The organism is Rappaport israeli, assembly GCF_001888055.1.
In the GTDB taxonomy this organism is placed as follows: Bacteria; Pseudomonadota; Gammaproteobacteria; order Cardiobacteriales; family Cardiobacteriaceae; genus Rappaport; species Rappaport israeli.
On record NZ_LXHZ01000004.1, the window covers coordinates 121,638 to 144,552 of the forward strand.

Below are 22,915 nucleotides of genomic sequence, written 5' to 3' on the forward strand. Positions count from 1 at the left end.
GGTTTGTTCTTTTTAGGGTTTGTTGAGCCAGTGGCTGAGTTGGAGTCCAAGTAGGCAGGCGAGAAGTCCAAATATTATTTGGCTGAGTAGGTGGAGGATAAAGGAGGTTTCGGGGGTGTGTTGTAGATATTGGGTGCTGTGTAGGGCAAAGGTTGAATAGGTGGTAAAACTTCCTAAAAAACCTGTGATAAGGAGGAGGTGCCAGCTTTCGCCGTTGCGGTGGTGGGTCAGTTGGGCGCTTATTAGTCCAATTAAAAAGCAACCCAATAGGTTTATGAGTAAAATTGTCCATGGGGGGGTAAGGGGGAGGTGGCGCTGGAGGAGTTGGCTGAGATAGTGGCGGCTAAGCGCGCCAAGAGCGCCTCCTAGGCTGATGGCAAGTATTGGATGCATGGGGTGTAGGGGGTGGGTTGGGGATTTTTATTGTAGAGGGGAGGGTTGAGATGAACAATGTTTTTTTAACATTAGATGCGAAGATGGCTTCGGGGTTTATGCTGGATTTGGCTGAGGGTGAGGCGGTTTTTTGGTGGGTGGTGCGGTTAGAGATGCGCTGTTGGGGCTTGAGCTGAAGGATTTGGATTATGTGGTGGTGGGAGGGGATTTTGAGGGGATGTTGGCGCGGGGGTTTCGCTTGGTGGGGCGGGATTTTCCAGTGTTTTTGCATCCTGTTTCGGGTTTTGAATATGCTTTGGCGCGCAGGGAGCGAAAGTCGGGGGTGGGCTATGGGGGGTTTGCGGTGGATTTTGCGCCGTCGGTTGCTCTTGAGGAGGATTTGCTGCGCAGGGATTTGACGATTAATGCGTTGGCGGTGGACGCGCGGGGGCAGGTGGTGGATGTATCAGGTGGGCTTGAGGATTTGTATGCGCGTCGGTTGCGCCATGTGTCGGCGGCGTTTGTGGAGGATCCGTTGCGTGTGTTGCGTCTGTTGCGTTTTTATGCGCGCTTTGCGCCGTTGGGATTTGAGATTGCGCCCGAGACTTGGGCGTTGGCTATGAGGATGGTGGCGTCAGGGGAGTTGGATTATTTAACGCCTGAGCGGGTGTGGGTGGAGGTGGTGAAGGTGTTGGAGTTGCCTAGAAGTGCGTTATTTTTTGAGGGGTTGTTTGCTTTGGGAGGGTTGTCGGTTTTGGGGCTTCAATGGGTTTCTGAGCAGGAGTTTTTGCAGATGCAGGCGCAGTTGGTGGCGGTGGGGGGGCGCTGTGGGCTGGCGGAGGTGCGTTTGGCAGGTTGGCTGGCGGCTTGTGAGGGGACGTTGGAGGCGATGGCGCAACAGTTGCCTTTGCCTAGGTTATTTATTCAGTGGGGGCGGTTGTTTGTCGAATGTGCGCCGATTTTGCGACAGTGGGCGCAGGCTTCGGCTTTGGCGCGTTGGCAGGTGTTTAAGGTGTGTGGGAGTTTGCGGGCGCGGGGTGAGATTAGGACGCTAGTGCTGGCATTGGGGTTGGAGGGGGCGGTGTTGGCTACAATTGAGAGAATGCAGGAGGATTTGTTGGCGCTAGATGTGGAGGCTTTTCAGGCGTTGGGGTTTGCAGGGAAGGCGTTGGGAGAGGCGATTTATCAGGCGCAGTTGGCGATTTTAGAGGGGGGTGATAGATGAGATGGGTGAGTGCACGGTGGTTGGCGGTGTTGCCTGCTGGGGTGAGTTTTGTGCTGGTGGGGGCGGTTGTGGCGCTGTCGGGGCAGTTGGATTGGGCGGTTGGGCTGTTTTTAGGGGTGATTGCGGGTGGGTTGGTGGATGTTGACCATCGTTTGTTGGGGCGATTTCGCTATATGCTTGGGGTGACGTTGTTGTTTGCTGTGGTGAGTGTGGCGGTGGAGTGGTCGGCTAGGTCTTCGTGGGCGCTTATGGGGGTGATGACGCTGTTGGCGTTTGTGATGACGTTTTTGGGGGCGGTAGATGGGCGCTATCGTACGGTGGCGTTTGGGGGGTTGGTGGTGGCGCTTTATACGCTGTTAATTTATCAGGATGCTTTGGCGTGGTTTGTCAGTCCTGCTTTGATTGTTGCAGGCGCGCTTGGTTATCAGTTGGTGGGGTTGCTGGTGCATGCGTTAATGCCTAATCGTCCTGTGCAGGCGGATTTGGTGGCGTTGTTTGAGGAGCTATCTGCTTTTATGGCGGTGAAGGCGAGTTTTTTTAATCCAGATGAGGTGGTTGAGATTGGTGCGCTACAGGCGCAACTCGCGCGTAAAAATGGGGCGTTGGTGGCGGTGATGAATCGTTGTCGTGTGTCGTTGTTTCGTCGTTTGGGGCATGAGCGGGTGCGACTTAGGACTAGACGGCAATTGCAGGAGTATTGGTTGGCGCAGGAGATGCATGAGCGGGTGAATTCGAGTCATGTGGATTATCAGCGCTTGGCGCGTGATTGGGGCGATTGTGATGTGTTGTTTCGAATTGGGGGGTTGATTGCGCTTCAATCGCGGGTGTGTGGGCAGTTTGCGCGCGTTTTGGAGGGAGAGGCGCAGGCGGATTTCTCCGCGCGCTTAGAGCGTGCGCTGGTTGGGTTGCGCTTGGCTTTGGCACGTCAACAGGAGCGCCCTAATGCGTTGGTGGTGGGGCAGATTGTGGAGAATTTGGCGCAGGTGAATGGGTTGTTGGAGGCGTTGCTTCAGGGGGTTGAGGTGCAAGCGGCTAGAAGGGCGCAGATTATGGCTGATGAGGTCAATGGTTGGCGTGCGGTGGTGGGGTTGCTTGGGCGGAATTTGACGTTGCGCTCGCGTGATTTTCGCCATGCGCTTCGGATGGCTTTGCTGACATTGGGGATTAGTGGGGTGGTGGAGGGGTTGGATTTGCCGCTTGGATATTGGATTTTGTTGACGGCGGTGTTTGTGATGCGTCCAAATTATGTGGCGACGCAAGCGCGTTTGCGTCATCGGATTGTGGGGACGTTTTTGGGGGTGGTGTTGGCGTGGGCGGTGGAGTGGGTTGGGGTGAATGCAGGTGGGTTGATTGTGTTGATGGTGGGGGCAAATGTGGGGTTTTTCTATACGCTGAATGTGAATTATCGTTTGGCAACTCTGTTGATTACGTTGCAGGCATTGTTGGGGTTTATGCTGTTGGTGATGCATGTGGAGGCGACGTTGTTTTTACGTTTGGTGTATACGGCGCTGGGAGCAGGGGCGGCTTGGATGGCGGTGAGTTGGTTGTTTCCTGATTGGCGGTATTGGTCGGCTAGGGAGGTGGTGGATAAGGCTATTTTTGAGGCTGGACAGTATTTGCAGGCGATTGTGGCGGAGTTTTCGGGGATATCTGAGGGGGACGCGCAATATCGTTTGGCGCGTCGTCGCGCGCATGAGCAGGTGTCGCAGCTTGCTTTGGTGGTAGAGGAGATGGCGGCGTTGCTAGGCGCTATGGCAGACAGTTGCCGTGGGCGGAGGCGGTGTTGGCGCAGTTGTCTCGGGTGTTGAGTGAGTTGTCGGCGTTGGGGGCGGCGCGCGCTGTGGTGCAGGGGTTTTCAGAGAAGGAGCGCGCGCTTTGTGTGAGTTATGCATATCGCTTGGTTGATCAGTTATTGGCGCTTTCGCAAAGGGAGAGGGTGCAAAAAATGGAGGAAGGGGTGTTTTTGGGGGGATAAGGGGGCGGTTGTTGCGTTTCAGTTTGAGCGTTTGGTAGGTAGTGTGGGGGAGTTGCAGGGGTTGATTGTTTGTGAGGATGGGTAGGTTTTTGTTGGTGGGTTTGGTTATACTGGCAATTTTTATGATTTATTTTGAGGGGATGTTATGGCTGGTTTTTCACATAAAAAATATTCGGATTTTGCATTTTCAGCGCCAATTGAGGAGCGCCGTTGGCCAGATAAGCGGTTGGATAAGGCGCCTATTTGGGCAAGTGTGGATTTGCGCGATGGCAATCAGGCGTTGATTGACCCGATGACGATTGAGCAAAAATTGCGCTTTTTTAAATTGTTGGTGGCGTGTGGTTTTAAGGAGATTGAAATTGGCTTTCCTTCTGCCTCGCAAATTGAATTTGATTTTACGCGTTTGTTGATTGAGGAGGGGCATATCCCTGAGGATGTTACAATTCAGGTGTTGGTGCAGGCGCGGGAGGCGTTGATTGCGCGGACTTTTGAGGCGCTGGTGGGGGTGAAGCGTGCGATTGTGCATGTGTATAACTCAACTTCGCGCGTGCAACGGCAGAAGGTGTTTCGTAAGTCTAAAGAGGAGATTTGCGCTATCGCGGTGGAGGGCGCGCGCTTGTTGCAGGGCTATGCGGCGCGCTATAAAGATAGTGAGTGGATTTTTCAATATTCGCCTGAGAGTTTTTCTCAAACAGAACCTGATTATGCTTTGCAGGTGGTGGAGGCGGTGTGTGCGCAGTGGCGCCCTCAGGAGGGGCAGAAGGTGATTATTAATTTGCCTGCAACGGTGGAGTGTTCAACGCCAAATTTATTTGCCGACCAAGTGGAATATTTCTGTCGGCATTTGTCTTGTCGTGAGCATGTGGTGGTGAGTGTGCATACGCATAATGACCGCGGTTGTGCGGTGGCGGCGTCGGAGCTGGCGGTGTTGGCAGGGGCTGACCGTGTGGAGGGGACGCTTTTGGGTAATGGGGAGCGTACGGGGAATATGGATATTATGGTGATGGCGATGAATTTGTATAGTTTGGGGATTGATCCTGAACTTGATTTTTCCAATATGAATGAATTGGTGCAGGTGGTGAGTGAATGCAATAATTTGCCTGTTCATCCGCGCCATCCTTATGTGGGGGAGTTGGTCTTTACGGCGTTTTCAGGGTCGCATCAAGATGCAATTAAGAAGTCTTTGGAGTATGACGAAAAGGATTCGCCTTATTGGGATGTGGCGTATTTGCCGATTGATCCGTTAGATATTGAGCGTTCCTATCAGGATGTGGTGCGCATTAATAGTCAGTCGGGTAAGGGGGGCGTGGCTTATATTTTGGCGCGCGATTATGGGTTGCAGGTGCTAGATGGTTGCAGATTGATTTTGCAAATCAGGTGCAAAAAGAATCTGAGCGCACGCAAAAGGAGTTGAGTTCTCAGGATATTATGACGCTGTTTGAGCGGTTGTATTGGTCTGAGGATGAGGCTATTCGCTTGGAGGGGTATCGTTTGCAACGACAGGCAAAGCAGGATTCTTTAGAGGCGCAGTTGTGGGTTCGTGGGGAGATTATTACGATTCAAGGGGAAGGCAATGGCGCATTAAGCGCGTTTATTCAGGCGCTAGAGAGATATTTTGCGCGGCGCATTAGTGTAACGAATTATGCTGAACATGCGATGACGCAGGCAACCGATGCGCAGGCGGTGGCGTATGTTCAACTGTTTGTTGAAAATGGGTTGTCAACGGGGATTGCATATAGTCGCGATACGGTGAGTGCGATGTTGCGTGCGGCGTTGAATGCGGTGGTTTTAGCGGTGTAATAAGAGGTTTTTGTCTGTGGGGGGACGGGTGGTTTTGTTGCATGGTTTGCATATGCATGCGTGGGTGATGCAGCCACTTGCTTGGCGTTTGCAACAACAAGGGTTTAAGACGGCGTGTTTTGGTTACCATAGTGTGCTTCAGTCGGTGGCAGCGCACAGTGAGCGTTTGGCGCGTTGGCTTGTGCGCTATCAAGCAGAAGATGAAGCGCTGTTTTTGGTGGGGCATAGTTTAGGGGGGTTGGTGATTCGGCATTTTTTATATCGTTATCCGCAGGTTAAGATTAGGCGCTGTGTTACGATTGGAACACCGCATCAGGGGAGTTTTGCCGCTAGACGGTTAAGGGAGTTTGTGCCGAGTGTGTTGGGGCGTTCGTATACTTTAGGATTAGATGGGCAGGTGCCGCCTTTGCCTGAAGGGGTGGCGTTGGGCAGTATTGCGGGGTCGGCGTCTAGAGGGTTGGGGCGGTTGATTTTGTCTTCGCGCGATAAAGACAATGATGGGACGGTGTTTGTGTATGAAACGAGAGTTGCAAAGGCTTGTGATGAGATTGTTTTGCCTGTTTCTCATTCTGGAATGTTGTTAGATTGGCAAGTTGCACAGCAGACGGGGTATTTTTTACGCCATGGCTGTTTTAACCATGGCGATGCGGTGGCAGGTTAGGATTTGAGAAAGCCTTGTTGGCGTAGGGCTTTTAGCAGTGTTTGGGTAAATTCTTGGTAGCCTTGGGCGTTGGGGTGGACTTGGTCAGATTTGAGGCTGTCTTTTTTTAAGACGTCGCCCCATGCATTGCTTAAGAGGGGGAGATTGTTGTCGTTGGCAATTTGTTGATACATGGGGTGGTCTTTGGGGTGTCCTAGGGCGGCTTGGAGGCTGTAGGAGGGAATGCCAATAAGGAGCATGGGGGTGTTTTGGGCTTTGAGAGTGTCAACGATGGCTTGAATGTTGGCTTTGGTTTTTTGTTCATCAAGGCGCTGCAGGAAATCATTGCCCCCAATGCTGATAAGGACAAAATCGGGGTGGTGTTGGTCAAGAAGAGCGGGCAGGCGCTCTAGCGCTTGGGCGCTGGTGTTGCCGTTGATGCCAGCGTTGATAACGTGCCATTGAGTTTTTTTGCCAAGTAGGCTGGGGTAGCTTTGTTCAGGTGAGGCGCCGTAGCCTTTGGTTAAGGAATCGCCTAGCGCGAGGACGGTGGCGGTGCTGGGTAGGCGTTTCTGTGTGGTGGATTCGTTTTGACAGGCGCTCAAAATGAGTAGGAAAAGAAGGAGTGAGAGGTGTTTGAAGAGTTTCATGCTTTAGTGTCCTTTAAAATAACTTTTGGGGTTAAAACAACTTAGGAGTGAGGGATAAAAGGCGACCATGGCGCTAATGAATACGCCGTTAATAAAGCCTTCGGGGTAGATGATAACGGGGAGGAATTTGGTGTATTTATGCCAAGTGAGCGTCCAAGGGTAGATGTCTAATAGGCTGAGGGTGAGAGCGGTTGTAAGAATAACGCCTGCAAGTGCGAGGCATCCCCCAAAAAAGGCTGCTCCTAGGGTGAAAATAAAGGGATTGTGTGGGAGTAGGCGTTGCAATAGGCGACAAAAGCCATAACTGATAAAGATGGGGATTGCACCTTGAAGGAGTCCGTTTAGTCCTAGGGCTAAGGGGGGTTTCTATTTGTAATAGGCTTAAAAGGATAAGGCTTAGGGCGTTTGCCAGTAGGCTAAAGCGCCAACCCATCATAAGGGTTGCGGCGGTTAAGCCATAAGGTGTATGCCTAGGTTGGGTAAAACGCCTGTGCGCAAAAGACTTAGAAGGGTTAGGGTGAGTGTGCTGGCAAAAAAGATATGCAATACAATGCGATGTTGGCGCACGCTTTGCCAGCGGATGCTAAGCCCAGCATAGAGGGTGAGCGCGAGCCAAAGGAAGGTGGCAGCCCAAAGGATAAAGGGGGAGAAGAGCTGCGGATGGAGGTTCATGGTTTAACAGCTGTAATAGGCGCTAAGGCTGGCTTGGGCAATGGTGTGTGAAAGAACGTTAAACCCTGCAAAGGCGGTGGTGGCGTTGTCGGGGAGTTCGAGTTTGGGGATGTCTAAGGCATAAACGGTGATGATGTAGCGATGGGGTTTGTCGCCTTTGGGTGGAAAAGCGCCAACAAAGCCATATTCGCTTAGGTCGTTGCGCATTTGACGCGCGCTATCTGGTAGGTTGGGTGCTTCAGGATTGCCAGCGTTTTCCGGAAGGCTGTGACAGTTGGCTGGTAGGTTGATGAGATACCAATGCCAAAAGCCTGAGCCTGTGGGAGCGTCGGGGTCGTAGATAGATAGGGCAAAGCTTTGGGTGTTTTCAGGGGCATTATGCCAGCTTAATGCAGGGGAGCGATTGGCGCCATTGTAGCCATTTTGATTGTAGACGTGGGTATTAGGCAGGGTTTGTCCGTCTTCGATGCTAGGGCTTTTGAGGGTCATGGTAGGGGCTTGATGCATGAGAAAACTCCTTGGATAAATGGAGTGCTATGGTAGCAGATGTGGGCGGATTTTGGGGGTTTTCGTTTAGGGGTGTTCTTGTGCATTATGGGGCTTTGGGGGGAAAATGGGCGCTTTTTTTATGATAGATAGGTGGTTTGAGTGGCTTTATTAACGGCGCAGAATTTGTCTTTAGCTTTTGGGTGGCGTCCTTTGTTGCAGGAGGTGTCTTTTTCTCTTGAGGCAGGGGAGCGGGTGGCTTTGCTTGGGCGTAATGGCGAGGGTAAATCAACGCTGTTGAATGTGATTCGTGGGGCGCAGGTTCCTGATGAGGGGGTGGTTCAGGTGGCTGATGGGATGAGTGTGGCGTATTTACCGCAGGACCCACCAACTATTACTGGGGTAACGGTGCGCGCGGTGGTAGAGGGAGGGTTGCAGTCGGTGGTGGATGATTTGGCGCGCTATCAGGCGTTGATGGCAGATTTTCGTGATGAAGATGGTCAGGAGTTGGCGGCGCTGGAGGCGCGTATTAATGCCAATGAGGGTTGGCAGTTGCAGAGTCGAGTGGAGGATTTGTTACGGCGGTTTGAATTAGAAGGGGAGCAGCCCATTGAATCGCTATCAGGGGGTTGGAAACGGCGGGTGTGGCTGGCGCGCGTGTTGGTAAGTCGTCCGCAGGTGTTGTTGTTAGATGAGCCAACCAATCATTTGGATTTATCAGCAATTGCTTGGTTGGAGGGGGTGTTAAATGAATTTGCCGGTGCGGTGATTTTTGTTACCCATGACCGCGCGTTTATGCGAAATGTGGCTAATCGAATTTGGTCGCTTGACCGTGGGGAATTGTTGGATGTTAAGAGTACTTATCAGCGGTTTTTACAAACGCAGGCGGAGTTGTTGCATGCGCAGGCGTTGGCGCAAGCAAAATTTGATAAGAAGCTGGCGGAGGAGGAAAAATGGATTCGTCAGGGCATTAAGGCGCGACGTACGCGCAATGAGGGGCGGGTGCGGGCGCTTAAAGAGATGCGCAAAGCGCATGCGGCACGTTTGGCTCAGCAAGGTAAGGCGGTGTTGCGTTTAGATGGTGGGGAGCGTTCGGGTAAGTTGGTGATTGTGGCTGAGGGGGTGAGTTTTGCGCATGAGGGGGCTGTGCATTTAATTAAGAATTTTAATGCCATTATTGAACGAGGTGAGAAGATTGGGTTAATTGGCGCAAATGGGGTGGGTAAAACTACTTTGCTTAATGTGTTGCTGGGCAAAATTCCACCACAAGAGGGGCAGGTAAAGCATGGGACGAAATTAGAAATTGCCTATTTTGACCAGTTGCGCGCGGCATTGGATGAGTCGCAGACGTTGCGTGAGAATTTAGGTGAAGGGAAAGATTATGTGGAGATTAATGGGCAACGTAAGCATGTGGTGGCGTATTTGCAGGATTTTTTGTTTCCACCTGAGCGCTGGCAAACGCCTGTTTCGGCATTATCGGGTGGAGAGCGCGCAAGGTTGCTGTTGGCGAAATTATTCGCACGACCTGCGAATGTGTTGGTGTTAGATGAGCCGACGAATGATTTGGATGTGGAGACGTTGGAATTATTGGAAGAGGTGTTGCTGGAATATCAAGGAACGGTGTTGATTGTCAGCCATGACCGCCAGTTTTTAGATGCAATTGTAACGCGCTCTTGGGTGTTTAATCAGGCGCTGGGGAAAATTGAGGAGGTGGTGGGGGGCTTTGAGGATTGGATTAATCAAGGAGGGGCAATTGAGCAGTTAGAAGCGCCTAAGGCTCAAGTTGAGAAGATTAAAGAAGAAAAACCTGCGGTTAAGGAAAAATCTCCCACAAAATCAGTTAAATTAAGTTATAAGCATCAGCGCGAATTAGAGCAATTACCCGCTAAGATTGAACAAGCAGAGCAGGTGCTTGAGCGCTTAACGTTGGTGATTCAAGATGAGGCGTTTTATCAGCGTGAGCATACTGAGCAGGCGCAGGCATTAGCAGAATTAGAGCAGGCGCAGGCGCAGTTAGATGAATTATTAATGCGCTGGATGGAATTAGAAGAAGGGGCGGATTAACACTAGAAGTTGAGGATAAAAAAAGCGTTGCTACTGAGCAACGCTTTTATCTTTATCCCTAAAATGTTTTTAGAATCGATAGATAACGCCAACAGAGGTGACGGGATAAAATTTCATGCGGTTGATGTCGTTTTGCAATTTGTTGCGTTCAGCGTTTAAATCATTTTTGAGATTAGTGCAGACTTGCTGACCAAATTCGGTTGCGCTTAGTTGATTTGAGCAAGTAGCGGATAAAGAAACTTTGGGTGTGCCTTGATACATAACCCCTAGATTTGCATCAAATCCCCAGCCTTCTTGGCTGGAATTGCCACTTTGATAGCCAATGCCAATATAGGGGGCAATTTTATTAAAATCCACACTGCCTTTGATGTGCTGAATATTATTGGCAGAGTATTGTTCTCCGTTAAGCGTGTAGGTTTTTCCTGTGGTTTGTTGCTCGGCTTTGCCAGTTAAATCGGCTCGGTTGGCGTTATAAAATAAACCGCCATTGAGATTAAACCCGTTATCCCATGGTTGATAATAGCCAGTGATGCCTGCGGTGAATAATTTTGCTTTGGCATGAAGGTTTAGGTTGTTGTCGGTGAAATCGCGCTTTAGCCCTAGATAATTTGCACCAATGCCTACTTTTACTTTAGGCGCTACGGGCAGGGCGTATTCAACACCAAGTCCTAGAGTTGAAGCTTTAGCGGTTAGGCTGGCTTTTTCTTGTTCTTGAGTATGCTGTTGTGCAAAAGCGCTGATAGAACAAAGCGCGATGACGCTGATAAGCAGTTTTTTCATTTCCTATTCCTATTGTATGAATAAACAATTATGAATTTGGCTTTTTACGCCAATTCTTTTTGCCAGTCAAGAAAATCATCCAGCAATAAAGCCAATTTCAAATGATTTTGGTCTAAAAGTTTTACAAATTCGTTAAATATATTGGTTGTTAGGTGCTATAGCTGAGTTGGTAGGGGGAGCTCTGTTGCCAGAAAATTTGTTCATCGTCTAGGTCGGCAAGTGTTAGGGGGCGATGATTTAAAAAATCAGGCTCAAAATTAAGATGAATGTGATTGTTTTTGTGGCTAATGCGTGGGTAGTGTTCAGGCGCAATTGGGGCGCGAGAGCGATAGAGGAGCACTGCTAGGCGTAGGGCAAGGGTGGCTTGCCAAACGCTGGATTGGATTGCAGGCGGGAGGGCGTTGAGTTCTTCTTGGGGGATTTTTTTGCGTTGTGCTTTGATGATGAGGGAGACGGCTTTTTGTTGTAGGCTGGAGAGTCCTAGCATATCTGCATGTTCTAAGATGTAGGCGCCATGTTTGTAATGCGCACTTCTTGCGATACTAAGCCCTATTTCATGGAGTTGGGCGGCGCTGTGGAGGAGTTTGTTAAAGCGCGAGGGGATAAGCGCAGGCATTTGATCGTGTAGATGTTGTGCAAGAGTGCTAACACGCTCGGCATGTGCGGGGTCGATATTAAAGCGATTTTGAAAGGCGCGGATAGTGTGGGTGCGTTCGTCAATATGGCTTTGGCTGTCGCGTCCAATAAGTTCAAGTAAAACGCCTTCGCGCAAAGCTTCTTGGGAGACAATGGCTTTATCAATTTCAAGATGTTCAAATAAGGCGGCAAATATGCAGACTCCAGCGCTAAAACCATAAGCACGCGCTTCGTTTATATCGAGTTTTTTGGCGAGCTTATCACTTTTGCCAATGTCGATGAGTTGATGGAGCAGTTGTTGTAAGGTGGTGCGGTTAATGACGGGATGAGTGGGGTTGGATTGTTCGATGAGGCGTTTAATGGTTTTAGCGGTGCCTGAACTTAATATGACTTGCTGCCATGGATGGTGTTTGAGTTCGTAAATATTGGGTTCGATGAGTTGCCCAGCGTATGCCATGGCGTGGTTGACGTTATCATGAGTGATTTTGCCTTTTTTGAAAAATTTCAAAGCAAGATTAGCGCATCCCATTTTAAGCGAACGCAAGATGATGGGTTGTTTGCCATCGCCTGCGATAATTTCTGTTGAGCCACCGCCTACGTCAATAACGAGGTTGGGTTCGGTAAAGTGGTTGTGGCGCGTGATGCCTAAATAAATGAGGCGCGCTTCTTCAATTCCGCTGATAAGGTCGATGGGATGCCCAAGCGCGCGTTCGCCTTCTGCAATAAACTCAGCGCCATTTTTGGCGATGCGCAGGGTGTTGGTCGCAACTACGCGAATCTGTTCGTTTGGAATGGGCGCAAGAACTTGCTGCATTTGTTCAAGTGCCTTAATGCCACGTGTAAAAGCTTGTTTATCAAGCAATCCATTGCTTTGTAGTCCTTCGCCTAGGCGCACCATGTGTTTGACTTTATCGATAGACTGTAAGCCGTTTTCGCTGTTTTTGACGATGATGAGATGAAAGCTATTAGAGCCTAAATCAAGGGCGGCGTAGTAGGGATTTGTAGAGGTCATGGGGTGTCCAGAAATTTATAGGGTTACGGCAATCAGTCCAACAAAAGTTGACCAGTGAAATAATCCAGCTTTGCCTTGTAAATACCAGCTGGAAATAGAGCCATCTAAATAAAGGGCTTGTTGGCAGGATAGGTTTTTAAGCGCGTGGGCAAATTGATAGAGATTAGGCCATTCTTGGGTACGTTTTAGCGTAAGAATAAAGGCTGGGTTGCCCTCTTTGTCGATGCAAACGGCGTTGCGTTTGTAGGGGCTTTTAAGCTGTGGTTGAAATCTAGGGTTGATTTTCCCATTAATAACCAACATAGGCCCTGATTGTAAGGCATAAAATGCGCTGGGATTTAGGCGCTGATAGTCTTTAGTGGTGAGAATGTGTGCGCCTTGGTCATTGATTAAAAAAACACCGTTGGGTTGGAGATGGAAATTGCCACTACCTGATTGGGTGTTGAGTGCATTTAAGGTTTGTCCTTTTTCTATCCATAAGCCCGCTGGGCGGTAGGATTTGCTATAAATGCCTGCGTTGGTGATAAAAAGAACTTGGCGATTTTGCGCTTGAAGTGCGTGATACAAGGCGCTAAAAGAGCCGTAAGCTTTTTGCTCTTTATCTTGCCAATGTAAAGAGATGTTCGATGTTTTTGGGCGGTAAATGCCGTAGGTTACGCCTTCAAAAACTTGTTCTTCATAATTAAGCGTTGGGGCAGGTTGTGCAAATGTTGGGCGTAGTAATAACACAGCGCCTAAAGTAAGCCATGCATTGAGTGCTTTAATCGACACGGCGAACCTCTAAAGTGCTGCTGTTGAGGTCGGTAATGATAACGGTGCTGCCTGCTGGGAGGTCTTCGCCGTGGATAATCCAAAAAGTGTCGTTAATTTGTAGGTGCCATAGTTTTGTGTGATGGGGGTTTGTAGGGTAAATTGCCGTCCGATTAAATCACGTCCACGGTTATTGAGTTTTGAGGCAGTATCATTCGGGTCTTTTTGCCATTTTTTCGCAACACTACGCCAAGCCAATAGTGCAGGAAGAGATAAGAGCGCAAAATTAATGAGTTGCCATTGCCAGGTCATTGCAGGATAGAAATAGGTCAGCGCGGTTAAGATAAAGGCGGCAGTTGCCCAAAACATGAAAAAGAAAGAGGCGCTTAAAGCTTCTAATAATAAGAGTAAAGCGCCAAGAATAAGCCAATTCCAAAAGATAGGGTCAATCAGCCAAGGGAAAATCATATTGCAAGCCTCGTTTAAGGGGTTTTATCGTTATTGGCTTTGAGCATTTCTGCCATGCCTCCTAAAGCGCCTAAGATGCCATTGGCTTCCATGGGGAGGAAAAAGGTTTTTTGCTGTGAACTTTCGGCAAATTTGCCCAATGCTTTTACATATTCCTGCGCGACAAAATAATTAACCGCATTCACATCACCTTCAGCGATGGCTTTAGATAACATGACGGTGGCGCGTGCTTCGGCTTGCGCTAGGCGTTCGCGCGCTTGTGCATCTAAAAAAGCGGCTTCTTTGCGCCCTTCCGCTTCAAGCACTTGCGATTGTTTTTCGCCTTCTGAGCGTAAAATTTCTGCTTGACGTTGCCCTTCTGCTTCAAGGATTTGGGCACGCTTAATCCGTTCGGCTTTCATTTGTCTTGCCATGGCTTCGGCTAAGGCGGTAGGCGGGGTAATGTCTTTGACTTCAACGCGCGTGACTTTAACGCCCCATGGGTTGGTGGCGTAGTCGATGGTAGAGAGTAGGCGAGTGTTGATATCGTCGCGACGCGAGAGCAGTTCATCTAAGGTCATAGACCCCATGACGGTACGTAGGTTGGTCATGCTGAGATTTAAAATAGAAAATTCTAAATCATCGACGGCATAGGCGGCTTTAGAGGCATCAATCACTTGGAAAAACACCACACCATCCACGCTAATGATGGCGTTATCACTGGTGATTACTTCTTGACGCGGAATATCTAAAACGCGCTCTTTCATGTTGATTTTATGCCCAACGCTTTCGAAAAATGGGATGAGTAAGGTAAATCCTGGTTCAAGGGTGCGATGGTAACGCCCTAAGCGTAAGACGGTGTATTCCAAACCTTGGGGGACGATTTGTACAGCTTTGCGTCCAATCCAATAAATTAAGATGGCTAAAACAATGGCAAAGACGGTTAATCCAGAGAAAGGAAATAAAGGATTCATGATAACTCCTTGAAAGATGAGCTTCAGATTATACGGAAAAAATGTAGCAGGGGGAAAATTCAAGGGGTGTATTGTTGTCTGAAAGGCTTTTTTTTATAATGCGTCGGTCGTTTTTGACATTTTTTTAATTTTTGGAGGTTTTTATGCGTCGTTTAGCATTCGTATTAGGATTAGTCAGCGTTGTGGCATTAACAGGTTGCAACACTGTTAAAGGAGTAGGTAAAGATGTACAAAAAGGCGGTGAGGCTGTTACGCAAACCGCAACAGAAGTACAGCAAAAAATGTAAGAAAGGCTGTATGCTTTTAAAAGCCCGCTTAGCGGGCTTTTTTGTTGGCGCGCTTTAGCGCTACATACTCAAGCGTTTTGCTCTACAATAAGCGCTTTTTATTACTTCACAAATACAATTATGGCGACAATGACTTTTCAAGAAATGATTTTTACTTTGCAAACTTTTTGGGCAAAGCAAGGCTGTATTATTGACCAACCTTATGACATGGAGATGGGCGCTGGGACGTTTCATAGTGCGACTTTTTTGCGCGCGCTTGGCCCTGAACCATGGAATGCGGCGTATGTGCAGGCTTCGCGTCGCCCAACAGACGGGCGCTATGGTGAAAATCCTAATCGCTTGCAACGGTATTATCAATTTCAGGTGGTGATGAAACCTTCTCCGCCTCAATTTCAGCAACTGTATTTGAAATCTTTAGAGGCGATTGGGATTAATGCGAAGGTGCATGATATTCGTTTTGTTGAAGATAATTGGGAATCTCCTACTTTGGGCGCTTGGGGGTTAGGTTGGGGAGGTTTGGGTCAATGGGATGGAAATTTCGCAATTTACCTATTTCCAACAGGCAGGCGGTTTGGAATGTAAGCCAGTGTTGGGTGAGCTGACTTATGGTTTGGAGCGCATTGCGATGTATTTGCAAGAGGTGGAAAGTGTATATGATTTGGTGTGGACGCATACGCCAAATGGCGCCATCACTTACGGCGATATTTATCAACAAAATGAGCGCGAGCAATCGGCTTATAATTTTGAGTATGCGGATGTGGCGGATTTGTTGGCGCAATTTGATGCTGCAGAGCGCGCGGTTGAGCGCTTGATAGAGGCAAAATTGCCTTTGCCCGCCTATGAGCAGGTGTTAAAAGCTTCACATTTATTTAATTTATTAGACGCGCGCCGCGCCATTTCGGTGACAGAGCGTCAACGCTATATTTTGCGGGTGCGCACTTTATCAAAAATGGTGGCGCAGGGGTATTTTGAAAGTCGTGAGGCATTGGGTTTTCCAATGTTGCAAGCGTAAGTTGTTGGGGGTGTGTAATGGATAAGCGAGTGAATGTATTGATTGAGTTGGGGTTGGAGGAATTGCCAACCGCGCGGTATTGGATTTGGCGCAGGCGGGGCAGGCGTTATGGCAGGCAAAGTTGCAAGAAGCGGGATTGGATTATGATGTGGTGGAATACTTTGCCACGCCTAGGCGTTTGGCTTGGCGGTTGCGCGCGGTGAGTGAGGCGCAGGCTGACCAGCAGATTGAGCGTAGAGGCCCAGCGCTACAAGCGGCTAAAGATGCGCAGGGCAACTGGACGAAGCAGCGCTTGGTTTTGCGAGCTCTTGTGGTGTGAATGTGGAGGAGTTGGAGACGCTTGCCACAGAGAAAGGGGAATGGTTGATGTTTTATGCGCTACAAAAAGGGCAGGCGCTTAGTGAGATTTTGCCCAGTTTGTTTGCAGAGGTGATGTTGGCGTTGCCTATCGCCAAGCGAATGCGCTGGGGGGAGCATGAGCAATCGTTTGTGCGTCCTGTGTTGAGTGTGGTGGCGTTGATGGATGCGCAGGTGTTGCCGTTGGAGTTTTTTGGGGTTCAGGCAGGGCGCGAGAGTTTAGGGCATCGGATGCATCATCCTCAACCAGTGGTGATTGAGGAGGCGATGGGTTATGAACAGGCGTTAAAAGAGGCGTTTGTGTTGGTTGAGCCTAATGAGCGCCGTGCGGTGATTGAGGCGCAGGTGCGGGATAAGGCTAAGGCGTTGAATGCTCATGCGTTGTTGGTGCCAGAATTGTTAACGGAGGTGGCGTCTTTAGTGGAGTATCCTGTGGCGGTGGTGGGGCAGTTTGAGGCGCGTTTTTTGCAAGTCCCGCAGGAGGTGTTGATTACGACAATGCAGGATAATCAAAAGACTTTTGCGCTGGTCGATGATAAGGGCAAGATGTTGCCGTATTTTGTGGCGATTGCTAATTTGCAATCGCAAGATGAGGCGGTGGTGCGAAAGGGGAATGAGAAAGTGATTCGCCCGCGTTTTGCTGATGCGGAGTTTTTCTGGAAACAAGATTTAAAACGCCAGTTGGAGGATTATTTGCCAGCGTTGGAAAAGGTTGTTTTTCAAGAAAAATTGGGGTCGTTGGCGGATAAAACACGTCGCATGGTGAGTCTTTCGCAGGCGCTATTGCCGATGTTAGCAGGGCGTTTAACGCTGGATGAGGCGCAGGTTATGCAGGCGGTTAGGCTCTCTAAATGCGATTTATTGAGTGAGATGGTGATGGAGTTTCCTGAGTTGCAGGGGATTATGGGGCGTTATTATGCACAGCAACAGGGGCTAGACAATGAGGTGGCGTTGGCTTTGGAGCAACAATATTACCCACTTCAATCAGGAGGAGATTTACCTACTGGGGAGACGGCGTTGTTGCTTGCGGTGGTGGAGAAGGTGGAGGCGCTGGTGGGTGGGTTTGCTATTGGCGCTCGCCCAACAGGAAGTAAAGACCCTTATGCGTTGCGTCGTATGGCAATTGGGTTGATTCGTTTGTTGCTTGAAAAGCGTTTGCCGTTGTCTTTGCAGGCGATGTTTCAGGCGAGTGCGCAGACTTTTGCGCCAGAGTTAAATGCAAAAGCGCAGGTGCAAGCGGTGAGGGATTATGTGCTTGACCGCTTGCAGGGCTATTATCGAGAGCAGGGGGTTTCAACTGAGGTGTATCAGGCGGTGCGCGCGGTGTGTGAGGATGATTTGCTTGATTTTGAGGCGCGAGTGCGCGCGTTGCAGGCGTTTTTAGGGGGAGAAAATCAGGCGCAGGCTAATAGTTTATTAGCCAGTGCAAAACGCATTCGCAATCTATTGCGTAAGCAGGAGGCGGTGGGGGCAACAGTTAATGAGGCGCTTTTTGTAGAGCAGGCGGAGCAGGCATTATGGCAACAGTGGCTTAATATTGAGCCGCAATTGTCTGGTGATTATGCGCAGGTGTTGACGGCGTTGGGGTCGTTGGCATCACCATTGGAGGCGTTTTTTGCTTCGGTGATGGTCAATGCTGAGGATAAGGCGCTTAGGCGTAATCGTTTGGCGCTGTTGCAGAGGTTGCAGGCTGGATTTGATAGGGTGGCGGATTTGTCGTTGCTGTCGGTGTAGTGATGCGCCAAGCGGTGGATTTATCGCGTGGGTTGGTGTTGTTAGACCGTGATGGGGTGATTAATGAGGATATCCATCGCTGGGTGGTGCGTTTGGATGATTTGCGTTTGTTGTCTAATGCTTTGCGCGCGATTGCGCGATTGTCGCAGGCAGGGGTTCGGGTGGGGGTGTGTACCAATCAGGGTGCGGTGGCGCTGGGGCTTTTAGAGGAAGCGATGTTGGCGCAAATTCATGAGAAGTTGTTGCGTGGGGTGGCGGGGTTTGGTGGGGCGATTGAGCGGATTGTCTATTGTGCATCAGTTGATGAAAATGATTTTTATCGTAAGCCAAATGCTGGGATGTTGTTGGATCAAGGGCGCTATTTTGGCTGTTCTTTGGCTGGGGTGCCGTTTGTGGGGGATAACTGGGTGGATGTGCAGGCAGCACGTGCGGCAGGGGCTGTGCCTGTGTTGGTTAAAACAGGCAATGGCGCGCGCACGGCGCATAAATATCGACGGTTTTTAGACGATGTGTGGGTTTTTCCTAATTTGGAGGAGGCGGTAAGGCAATGGGTATGAGGCGGTTGCGCACGGGGGTTGTTTTATGGATTGTGGGGGGGGGGCGACGGTGTTGTGGTCGGTGTTGATTATTATGATGGTGGTGTTGCCGTATCGTTGGCGTCATCGTATTGCAACGGGTTGGGGCGATACGACGATTTGGTTGGCGCGCTGGGTTTGTGGGATTCGATGGCAGGTGCATGGGCTTGAGCATTTGCAGGGCGCGCCTGCGGTGATTGTGGCAAATCATCAATCAACATGGGAGACGATGTTTTTGCCTTTGTTGGTGCGTAATCAGGTTTGGGTGCTTAAAAAAGAATTGTTGCAGTTGCCGATTTTTGGGTGGGCGATGGCGTTATTGCGCCCAATTGCAATTGACCGTAAGCAACGCCGTCAGGCAATGGAAAAGGTGATTGTGGAGGGGCGCGCACGGTTGGCAGATGGGTTTTGGGTGGTGATGTATCCCGAGGGGACGCGCAGTGCGGTGGATAATCCACAACCGTTTAAGGCAGGCGCGTCGCGTTTGGCGCATCAGTTGGGGGTGCGTGTGATTCCTATTGCGCATAATGCTGGGCAGTTTTGGCCTAAAAAAGGGCTGATGTGTTCGGGGACGGTGCAGGTGTGTATTGGTGCGCCGATTGCGGTAGAAGGGCTATCCGCTGTAGAGATTAATGAGCGCGCGCAGGCGTGGGTGGCGGATAAGCGTGAGCAGTTGGTGGCGCAGGAGAACAGGCGCCGTGGGGAGGGGAGAAATGGCGGTTAATTTTGATGCGCAGGCGTGGCGGTTTTGTGTGGCGCCGATGTTGGATTGGACAACGTCGGAATGTCGGCTGTTGCATCGGCAATTTAGCGCTTATGCGCGATTGTATACGGAGATGGTAACGACGGGGGCGGTGCTTTATGGCGATGCGGCACGGCATTTGAGCTATCGAGCAGATGAGCATCCTGTGGCGTTGCAATTGGGCGGGGGTAATGTTTCGGAGTTGGCGCGGGCTTGTGAGTTGGCTAATGCCTATGGCTATGATGAGATTAATTTAAATGTGGGTTGTCCTAGTGATAGGGTGCAAAATAATGCTATTGGGGCGTGTTTGATGGCGGATGCGCCTTTGGTGGCGCGCTGTTTGCAGGCTATGCAGGAGACAAGCGATGCGGTGGTAACGGTTAAACACCGTTTGGCCATTGATGAGCAAGATGAGTCTGAGGTGTTGCGTTTTGTTGAGACGCTGGCAAATGGGAGTCGCTGTCGGGTGTTTATTGTGCATGCGCGCAAGGCGTGGCTTGCTGGGTTGAATCCTAAACAAAATCGGGAGGTGCCGCCGCTTAATTATGATTTGGTCTATGAATTAAAAAGGCGCTTTCCTGAGTTGGTGTTTGTGATTAATGGTGGGATAACGGCGATGGCGGCGGTGCGTGAGCATTTGCAGGCGGTCGATGGTGTGATGGTAGGTAGAGCGGCTTATCAAAATCCTGAGTTGTTGTTGGAGGTGGATGCGCTGTTTGGTGCGCCTTTGGTGTCGCTTGAGCAAGTACTTGAGCGCATTGAGAAGGTGATGGCGCGCGAGTTGGCGCGAGGGGTGCCATTTCATTGGTTCACGCGGCATTTGTTGGGACTGTTTCAGGGGCGCGTGGGAGCGCGTCGTTTTCGTCGGCTGTTGAGTGAGCGCTCGCGTGAGGCAGATGCGGGGTTGGCGCTTTTGCAGGAGGCGGTGTCTTTGGTGCGTTGGAAAGGTGTTTGACGCGGTTTTGGCTGTGTTGTTCTATTGAATGGGTTGATGGGTGATTTTTTGGGAGGTTGGGATGGATTTGATTGAGCTTTCGCGTTTGCAGTTTGCTATTACGGCGTTGTATCACTTTTTATTTGTACCGCTAACGATTGGCATGGTGTGGATTTTGGTGATTATGGAGTCGGTGTATGTGATGACCAATCGGGTGGTGTATAAGGATATGACGCAGTTTTGGGGGAAGTTGTTTGGTATTAATTTCGCTCTTGGGGTGACTACTGGTATTACGATGGAATTTCAGTTTGGCACGAATTGGGCGTATTACTCGCATTATGTGGGCGATGTGTTTGGGGCGCCGTTGGCAATTGAGGGGCTGATGGCGTTTTTCTTAGAATCGACGTTGGTGGGATTATTTTTCTTTGGTTGGGATAGGTTGTCGCGTCGTCAGCATTTGTTGGTAACGATTTTTATGGCGCTGGGGACGAATTTGTCCGCGCTGTGGATTTTAATTGGTAATGCTTGGATGCAAAGCCTGTGGGGGCGGAATTTAATGTGCAGACGATGCGGATGGAGTTGACGGATTTTTGGGCGGTGGTTTTTAATGCTGATGCGCAAAATAAATTTGTGCATACGGTGTCTGCAGGTTATACAACAGCGGCGATGTTTGTGTTGTCGGTGTCGAGTTGGTATTTGTTGCGTGGGCGCAATGTGGCGTTTGCGAAAAAAAGTTTTCGTATTACGGCGGCATTTGGGTTGGCGTCGGTGTGTTCGGTGATTGTTTTGGGGGATGAGTCGGGCTATACGATTGGGAAGGCGCAACAAACAAAATTAGCGGCGATGGAGTCGATGTGGCACACAGAGCCTGCGCCTGCGTCTTTTAATTTATTTGCAATTCCTAATGAAGCGGAGATGAAAAATGATTTTGTTATTCAGATTCCTTGGGTTATGGGATTAATCGGGACGCGCTCTTTGACGGAGAAAATCCCAGGGATTGTGGATATTATGGCGGATAACGCTAGGCAGATGGTAAAAGGAGCGCGCGCTTTAACGGCGTTACGGGCATTGCGTGAAAACCCTGAGGATGAGGCGGCTTTGGCGGCATTTGAGCAGGATAAGGCGCATTTGGGGTTTGGATTGTTGTTATCGCTTTATGTCGATGAGGTTGCTAATGCAACACCTGAAGAGATTGCTCAGGCGGCGCGCGCGAGTTTTCCTAAAGTGTTGCCGATGTTTTGGGCGTTTCGCATTATGGTGGCAATGGGGCTTGGGATGTTGGTGATTTTTTCTTTGGCGATGTGGTTTTCGTTAAAGGGGAATTTTGCGCATAAGCGCTGGTTGCTGCGTTTGGCATTTTGGGCGTTGCCGATGCCGTGGATTGCAGTGGAGGTGGGTTGGTTTGTCGCAGAATATGGGCGGCAACCGTGGACGATTTATGGGGTGTTGCCAACTGGGTTGTCAGCGTCTTCTTTATCAAAGGCTTCACTGTATGGCTCAATTGCTGGGTTTGTGGCGTTTTATACGATTTTGTTGGTCATTGAGATGTATTTAATGGTGCGCTTTGTGCGTCAGGGGCCAGGGAGTTTGGGAACAGGGCGTTATGATAATGAGGCGAAGGCGCATTAAGGAGAGATTATGGAATGGTTGGATTTTGCAACGCTTAAGGTGATTTGGTGGGGGATTGTGGGGCTTTTGTTGGTGGGCTTTGCGATTATGGATGGGCATGATATGGGGGTGGGGACGTTGTTGCCGTTTGTGGCTAAAAATGATGAGCAGCGGCGTTTGGTGATTGCGACGGTAGGAGCACATTGGGAAGGAAATCAGGTTTGGTTTATTAGCGCAGGTGGCGCGGTATTTGCAGCGTGGCCACTAGTGTATGCAACAGCATTTTCAGGATTTTATTGGGTGATGATGGCCGTTTTGTGGGCGTTGTTTTTACGTCCTGTGGGGTTTAAATACCGTAATTTACTTACCGCACCGCGTTGGCGCTTTGCATGGGATTGGGGGCTGTTTGTGGGGTCGTTTGTGCCGCCACTGATTTTTGGTGTGGCATTTGGCAATTTGCTGTTGGGGGTGCCGTTTCATTTTGATAGTACGTTGCGCTCTTTTTATACGGGCAGCTTTTGGGCGTTGCTTAATCCATTTGCCTTGCTGTGTGGGGCGGTGTCTGTGGCGATGATTACTTTGCAAGGCGCGGTGTATTTAATGCATCGTACGGTGGATGTGATTTATCAGCGGGCGCGTTGGTGGGCGCTAGGATGTACGGTGCTGACACTGGGATTGTTTTCTATAGCAGGGCTATGGGTTGCAACAATAGAAGGTTATGTGGTTGTGCAGGGTTCTCTTTCTCCTCAAGCTATGGCAAATCCTTTGGTTAAATCAGTGGTTAAGGAGGCAGGTGCGTGGCTTGAAAATTATCAGCGCTATCCTTGGATGGTGCTGGCACCTGTATTAGCGTATGTGGGATTTGTATTGGCTGGATTGTTAGTATTTTTTCGGCGGTCGTTGTCGGCGTTTGTCGCCTCTTCCGTGGGACTTTTAGGAGTGATTGTTACGGCTGGGGTGTCAATGTTCCCATTTATTTTGCCATCGTCTTCAGACTTGCGTTCTAGTTTGACGCTTTGGGATGCAACTTCTAGCCGTCTGACTTTGTTGGTGATGCTATTTGTGGTGGTGGTGCTGTTGCCTATTGTGGTGATGTATACAAGTTGGGCGTATGCGGTGATGCGTGGCAAGGTTACGGCGGAATTTTTAAAAGAAAATAGTCAGTCGCATTATTAGGAGCGCA

General features: G+C 49.8%; 20 protein-coding genes and 5 pseudogenes. 15 read left to right on the forward strand and 10 right to left on the reverse strand.

Going from position 1 to position 22,915, the window contains the following annotated elements; translation table 11 throughout:
- Nucleotides 1–12 precede the first annotated feature (12 nt).
- Entirely contained in the window at nt 13–393 is a 381-nt protein-coding gene (crcB, locus tag A5N84_RS01325) for a fluoride efflux transporter CrcB (protein ID WP_072280974.1), read from the reverse strand.
- Between the two features lie 50 nt (nt 394–443).
- Between crcB and A5N84_RS12355 the strand changes: the two genes are divergently transcribed.
- From A5N84_RS12355 to A5N84_RS01355, 6 genes and pseudogenes are all read left to right on the forward strand, one after another.
- Nucleotides 444–569, forward strand: a complete 126-nt coding sequence (locus A5N84_RS12355) for a hypothetical protein (RefSeq protein WP_269844233.1) — start codon at nt 444–446, stop codon at nt 567–569.
- On the forward strand, nt 524–1,597 hold the full coding sequence (locus tag A5N84_RS12360) for a hypothetical protein (protein WP_072280976.1): 1,074 nt from the start codon (nt 524–526) through the stop codon (nt 1,595–1,597). Before A5N84_RS12355 ends, A5N84_RS12360 begins: the two co-directional genes overlap by 46 nt.
- Entirely contained in the window at nt 1,594–3,405 is a 1,812-nt protein-coding gene (locus A5N84_RS01340) for an FUSC family membrane protein (protein ID WP_072280977.1), read from the forward strand. Before A5N84_RS12360 ends, A5N84_RS01340 begins: the two co-directional genes overlap by 4 nt.
- On the forward strand, nt 3,381–3,572 hold the full coding sequence (locus tag A5N84_RS01345; RefSeq protein ID WP_158008612.1) for a hypothetical protein: 192 nt from the start codon (nt 3,381–3,383) through the stop codon (nt 3,570–3,572). Before A5N84_RS01340 ends, A5N84_RS01345 begins: the two co-directional genes overlap by 25 nt.
- Before the next feature lie 145 nt (nt 3,573–3,717).
- Nucleotides 3,718–5,372, forward strand: a pseudogene (leuA, locus tag A5N84_RS01350) (2-isopropylmalate synthase).
- Nucleotides 5,373–5,388: 16 nt separating this feature from the next.
- Nucleotides 5,389–6,033, forward strand: coding sequence for an alpha/beta fold hydrolase (locus tag A5N84_RS01355; protein ID WP_072281024.1), 645 nt, complete (start codon nt 5,389–5,391; stop codon nt 6,031–6,033).
- On the opposite strand, the gene A5N84_RS01360 is transcribed toward A5N84_RS01355, so the two are convergent.
- The 4 genes and pseudogenes from A5N84_RS01360 to A5N84_RS01375 form a co-directional block, all read right to left on the reverse strand.
- Complete coding sequence (locus A5N84_RS01360) at nt 6,030–6,662, reverse strand: arylesterase (RefSeq protein WP_072280979.1); 633 nt, start codon at nt 6,660–6,662, stop codon at nt 6,030–6,032. The two genes, A5N84_RS01355 and A5N84_RS01360, sit on opposite strands and share 4 nt — an antisense overlap.
- Before the next feature lie 3 nt (nt 6,663–6,665).
- A pseudogene (locus A5N84_RS01365) lies at nt 6,666–7,007 on the reverse strand (energy-coupling factor ABC transporter permease); the annotation flags it as partial.
- A gap of 105 nt (nt 7,008–7,112) precedes the next feature.
- Entirely contained in the window at nt 7,113–7,334 is a 222-nt protein-coding gene (locus A5N84_RS01370) for a hypothetical protein (RefSeq protein WP_072280981.1), read from the reverse strand.
- Between the two features lie 3 nt (nt 7,335–7,337).
- A complete protein-coding gene (locus A5N84_RS01375; RefSeq protein WP_143324775.1) occupies nt 7,338–7,841 on the reverse strand; it encodes a YbhB/YbcL family Raf kinase inhibitor-like protein in 504 nt (167 codons plus the stop codon).
- A gap of 141 nt (nt 7,842–7,982) precedes the next feature.
- Between A5N84_RS01375 and A5N84_RS01380 the strand changes: the two genes are divergently transcribed.
- Entirely contained in the window at nt 7,983–9,884 is a 1,902-nt protein-coding gene (locus A5N84_RS01380; protein ID WP_072280982.1) for an ATP-binding cassette domain-containing protein, read from the forward strand.
- Between the two features lie 69 nt (nt 9,885–9,953).
- On the opposite strand, the gene A5N84_RS01385 is transcribed toward A5N84_RS01380, so the two are convergent.
- From A5N84_RS01385 to A5N84_RS01405, 5 genes are all read right to left on the reverse strand, one after another.
- The gene (locus tag A5N84_RS01385; RefSeq protein ID WP_072280983.1) at nt 9,954–10,664 is read right to left on the reverse strand and encodes an autotransporter outer membrane beta-barrel domain-containing protein; all 711 of its coding nucleotides are present in this window, start codon (nt 10,662–10,664) and stop codon (nt 9,954–9,956) included.
- 148 nt (nt 10,665–10,812) lie between these two features.
- On the reverse strand, nt 10,813–12,312 hold the full coding sequence (locus tag A5N84_RS01390; RefSeq protein ID WP_072280984.1) for a Ppx/GppA phosphatase family protein: 1,500 nt from the start codon (nt 12,310–12,312) through the stop codon (nt 10,813–10,815).
- A 15-nt stretch (nt 12,313–12,327) separates the two neighbouring features.
- A complete protein-coding gene (locus A5N84_RS01395) occupies nt 12,328–13,083 on the reverse strand; it encodes a phosphodiester glycosidase family protein (protein ID WP_072280985.1) in 756 nt (251 codons plus the stop codon).
- 9 nt (nt 13,084–13,092) lie between these two features.
- Nucleotides 13,093–13,530 carry an NfeD family protein gene (locus A5N84_RS01400; protein ID WP_233119815.1) on the reverse strand — a complete coding sequence of 146 codons (438 nt, stop codon included), beginning with the start codon at nt 13,528–13,530 and terminating at the stop codon, nt 13,093–13,095.
- A 14-nt stretch (nt 13,531–13,544) separates the two neighbouring features.
- Nucleotides 13,545–14,483: an SPFH domain-containing protein gene (locus A5N84_RS01405; RefSeq protein WP_072280986.1), complete on the reverse strand. Its 939-nt coding sequence runs from the start codon at nt 14,481–14,483 to the stop codon at nt 13,545–13,547.
- Nucleotides 14,484–14,626: 143 nt separating this feature from the next.
- On the opposite strand from A5N84_RS01405, the gene A5N84_RS01410 reads away from it, so the two are divergent.
- The 8 genes and pseudogenes from A5N84_RS01410 to cydB all read left to right on the forward strand — a co-directional run bounded on the left by A5N84_RS01410 (nt 14,627) and on the right by cydB (nt 22,908).
- Entirely contained in the window at nt 14,627–14,770 is a 144-nt protein-coding gene (locus A5N84_RS01410; RefSeq protein WP_072280987.1) for an entericidin A/B family lipoprotein, read from the forward strand.
- 129 nt (nt 14,771–14,899) lie between these two features.
- Nucleotides 14,900–15,782, forward strand: a pseudogene (gene glyQ / locus A5N84_RS13185) (glycine--tRNA ligase subunit alpha).
- A gap of 121 nt (nt 15,783–15,903) precedes the next feature.
- Nucleotides 15,904–17,873 (forward strand): annotated as a pseudogene (glyS, locus tag A5N84_RS01420) (glycine--tRNA ligase subunit beta).
- A gap of 2 nt (nt 17,874–17,875) precedes the next feature.
- Nucleotides 17,876–18,430: a D-glycero-alpha-D-manno-heptose-1,7-bisphosphate 7-phosphatase gene (locus tag A5N84_RS01425; RefSeq protein ID WP_072280988.1), complete on the forward strand. Its 555-nt coding sequence runs from the start codon at nt 17,876–17,878 to the stop codon at nt 18,428–18,430.
- A 25-nt stretch (nt 18,431–18,455) separates the two neighbouring features.
- Entirely contained in the window at nt 18,456–19,172 is a 717-nt protein-coding gene (locus A5N84_RS01430; protein WP_072280989.1) for a lysophospholipid acyltransferase family protein, read from the forward strand.
- Nucleotides 19,162–20,145, forward strand: coding sequence for a tRNA dihydrouridine(20/20a) synthase DusA (gene dusA / locus A5N84_RS01435; RefSeq protein ID WP_072280990.1), 984 nt, complete (start codon nt 19,162–19,164; stop codon nt 20,143–20,145). Before A5N84_RS01430 ends, dusA begins: the two co-directional genes overlap by 11 nt.
- A gap of 61 nt (nt 20,146–20,206) precedes the next feature.
- Nucleotides 20,207–21,753 (forward strand): annotated as a pseudogene (locus A5N84_RS01440) (cytochrome ubiquinol oxidase subunit I).
- A 9-nt stretch (nt 21,754–21,762) separates the two neighbouring features.
- On the forward strand, nt 21,763–22,908 hold the full coding sequence (cydB, locus tag A5N84_RS01445; RefSeq protein WP_072280991.1) for a cytochrome d ubiquinol oxidase subunit II: 1,146 nt from the start codon (nt 21,763–21,765) through the stop codon (nt 22,906–22,908).
- The last annotated feature ends 7 nt before the right edge of the window (nt 22,909–22,915 follow it).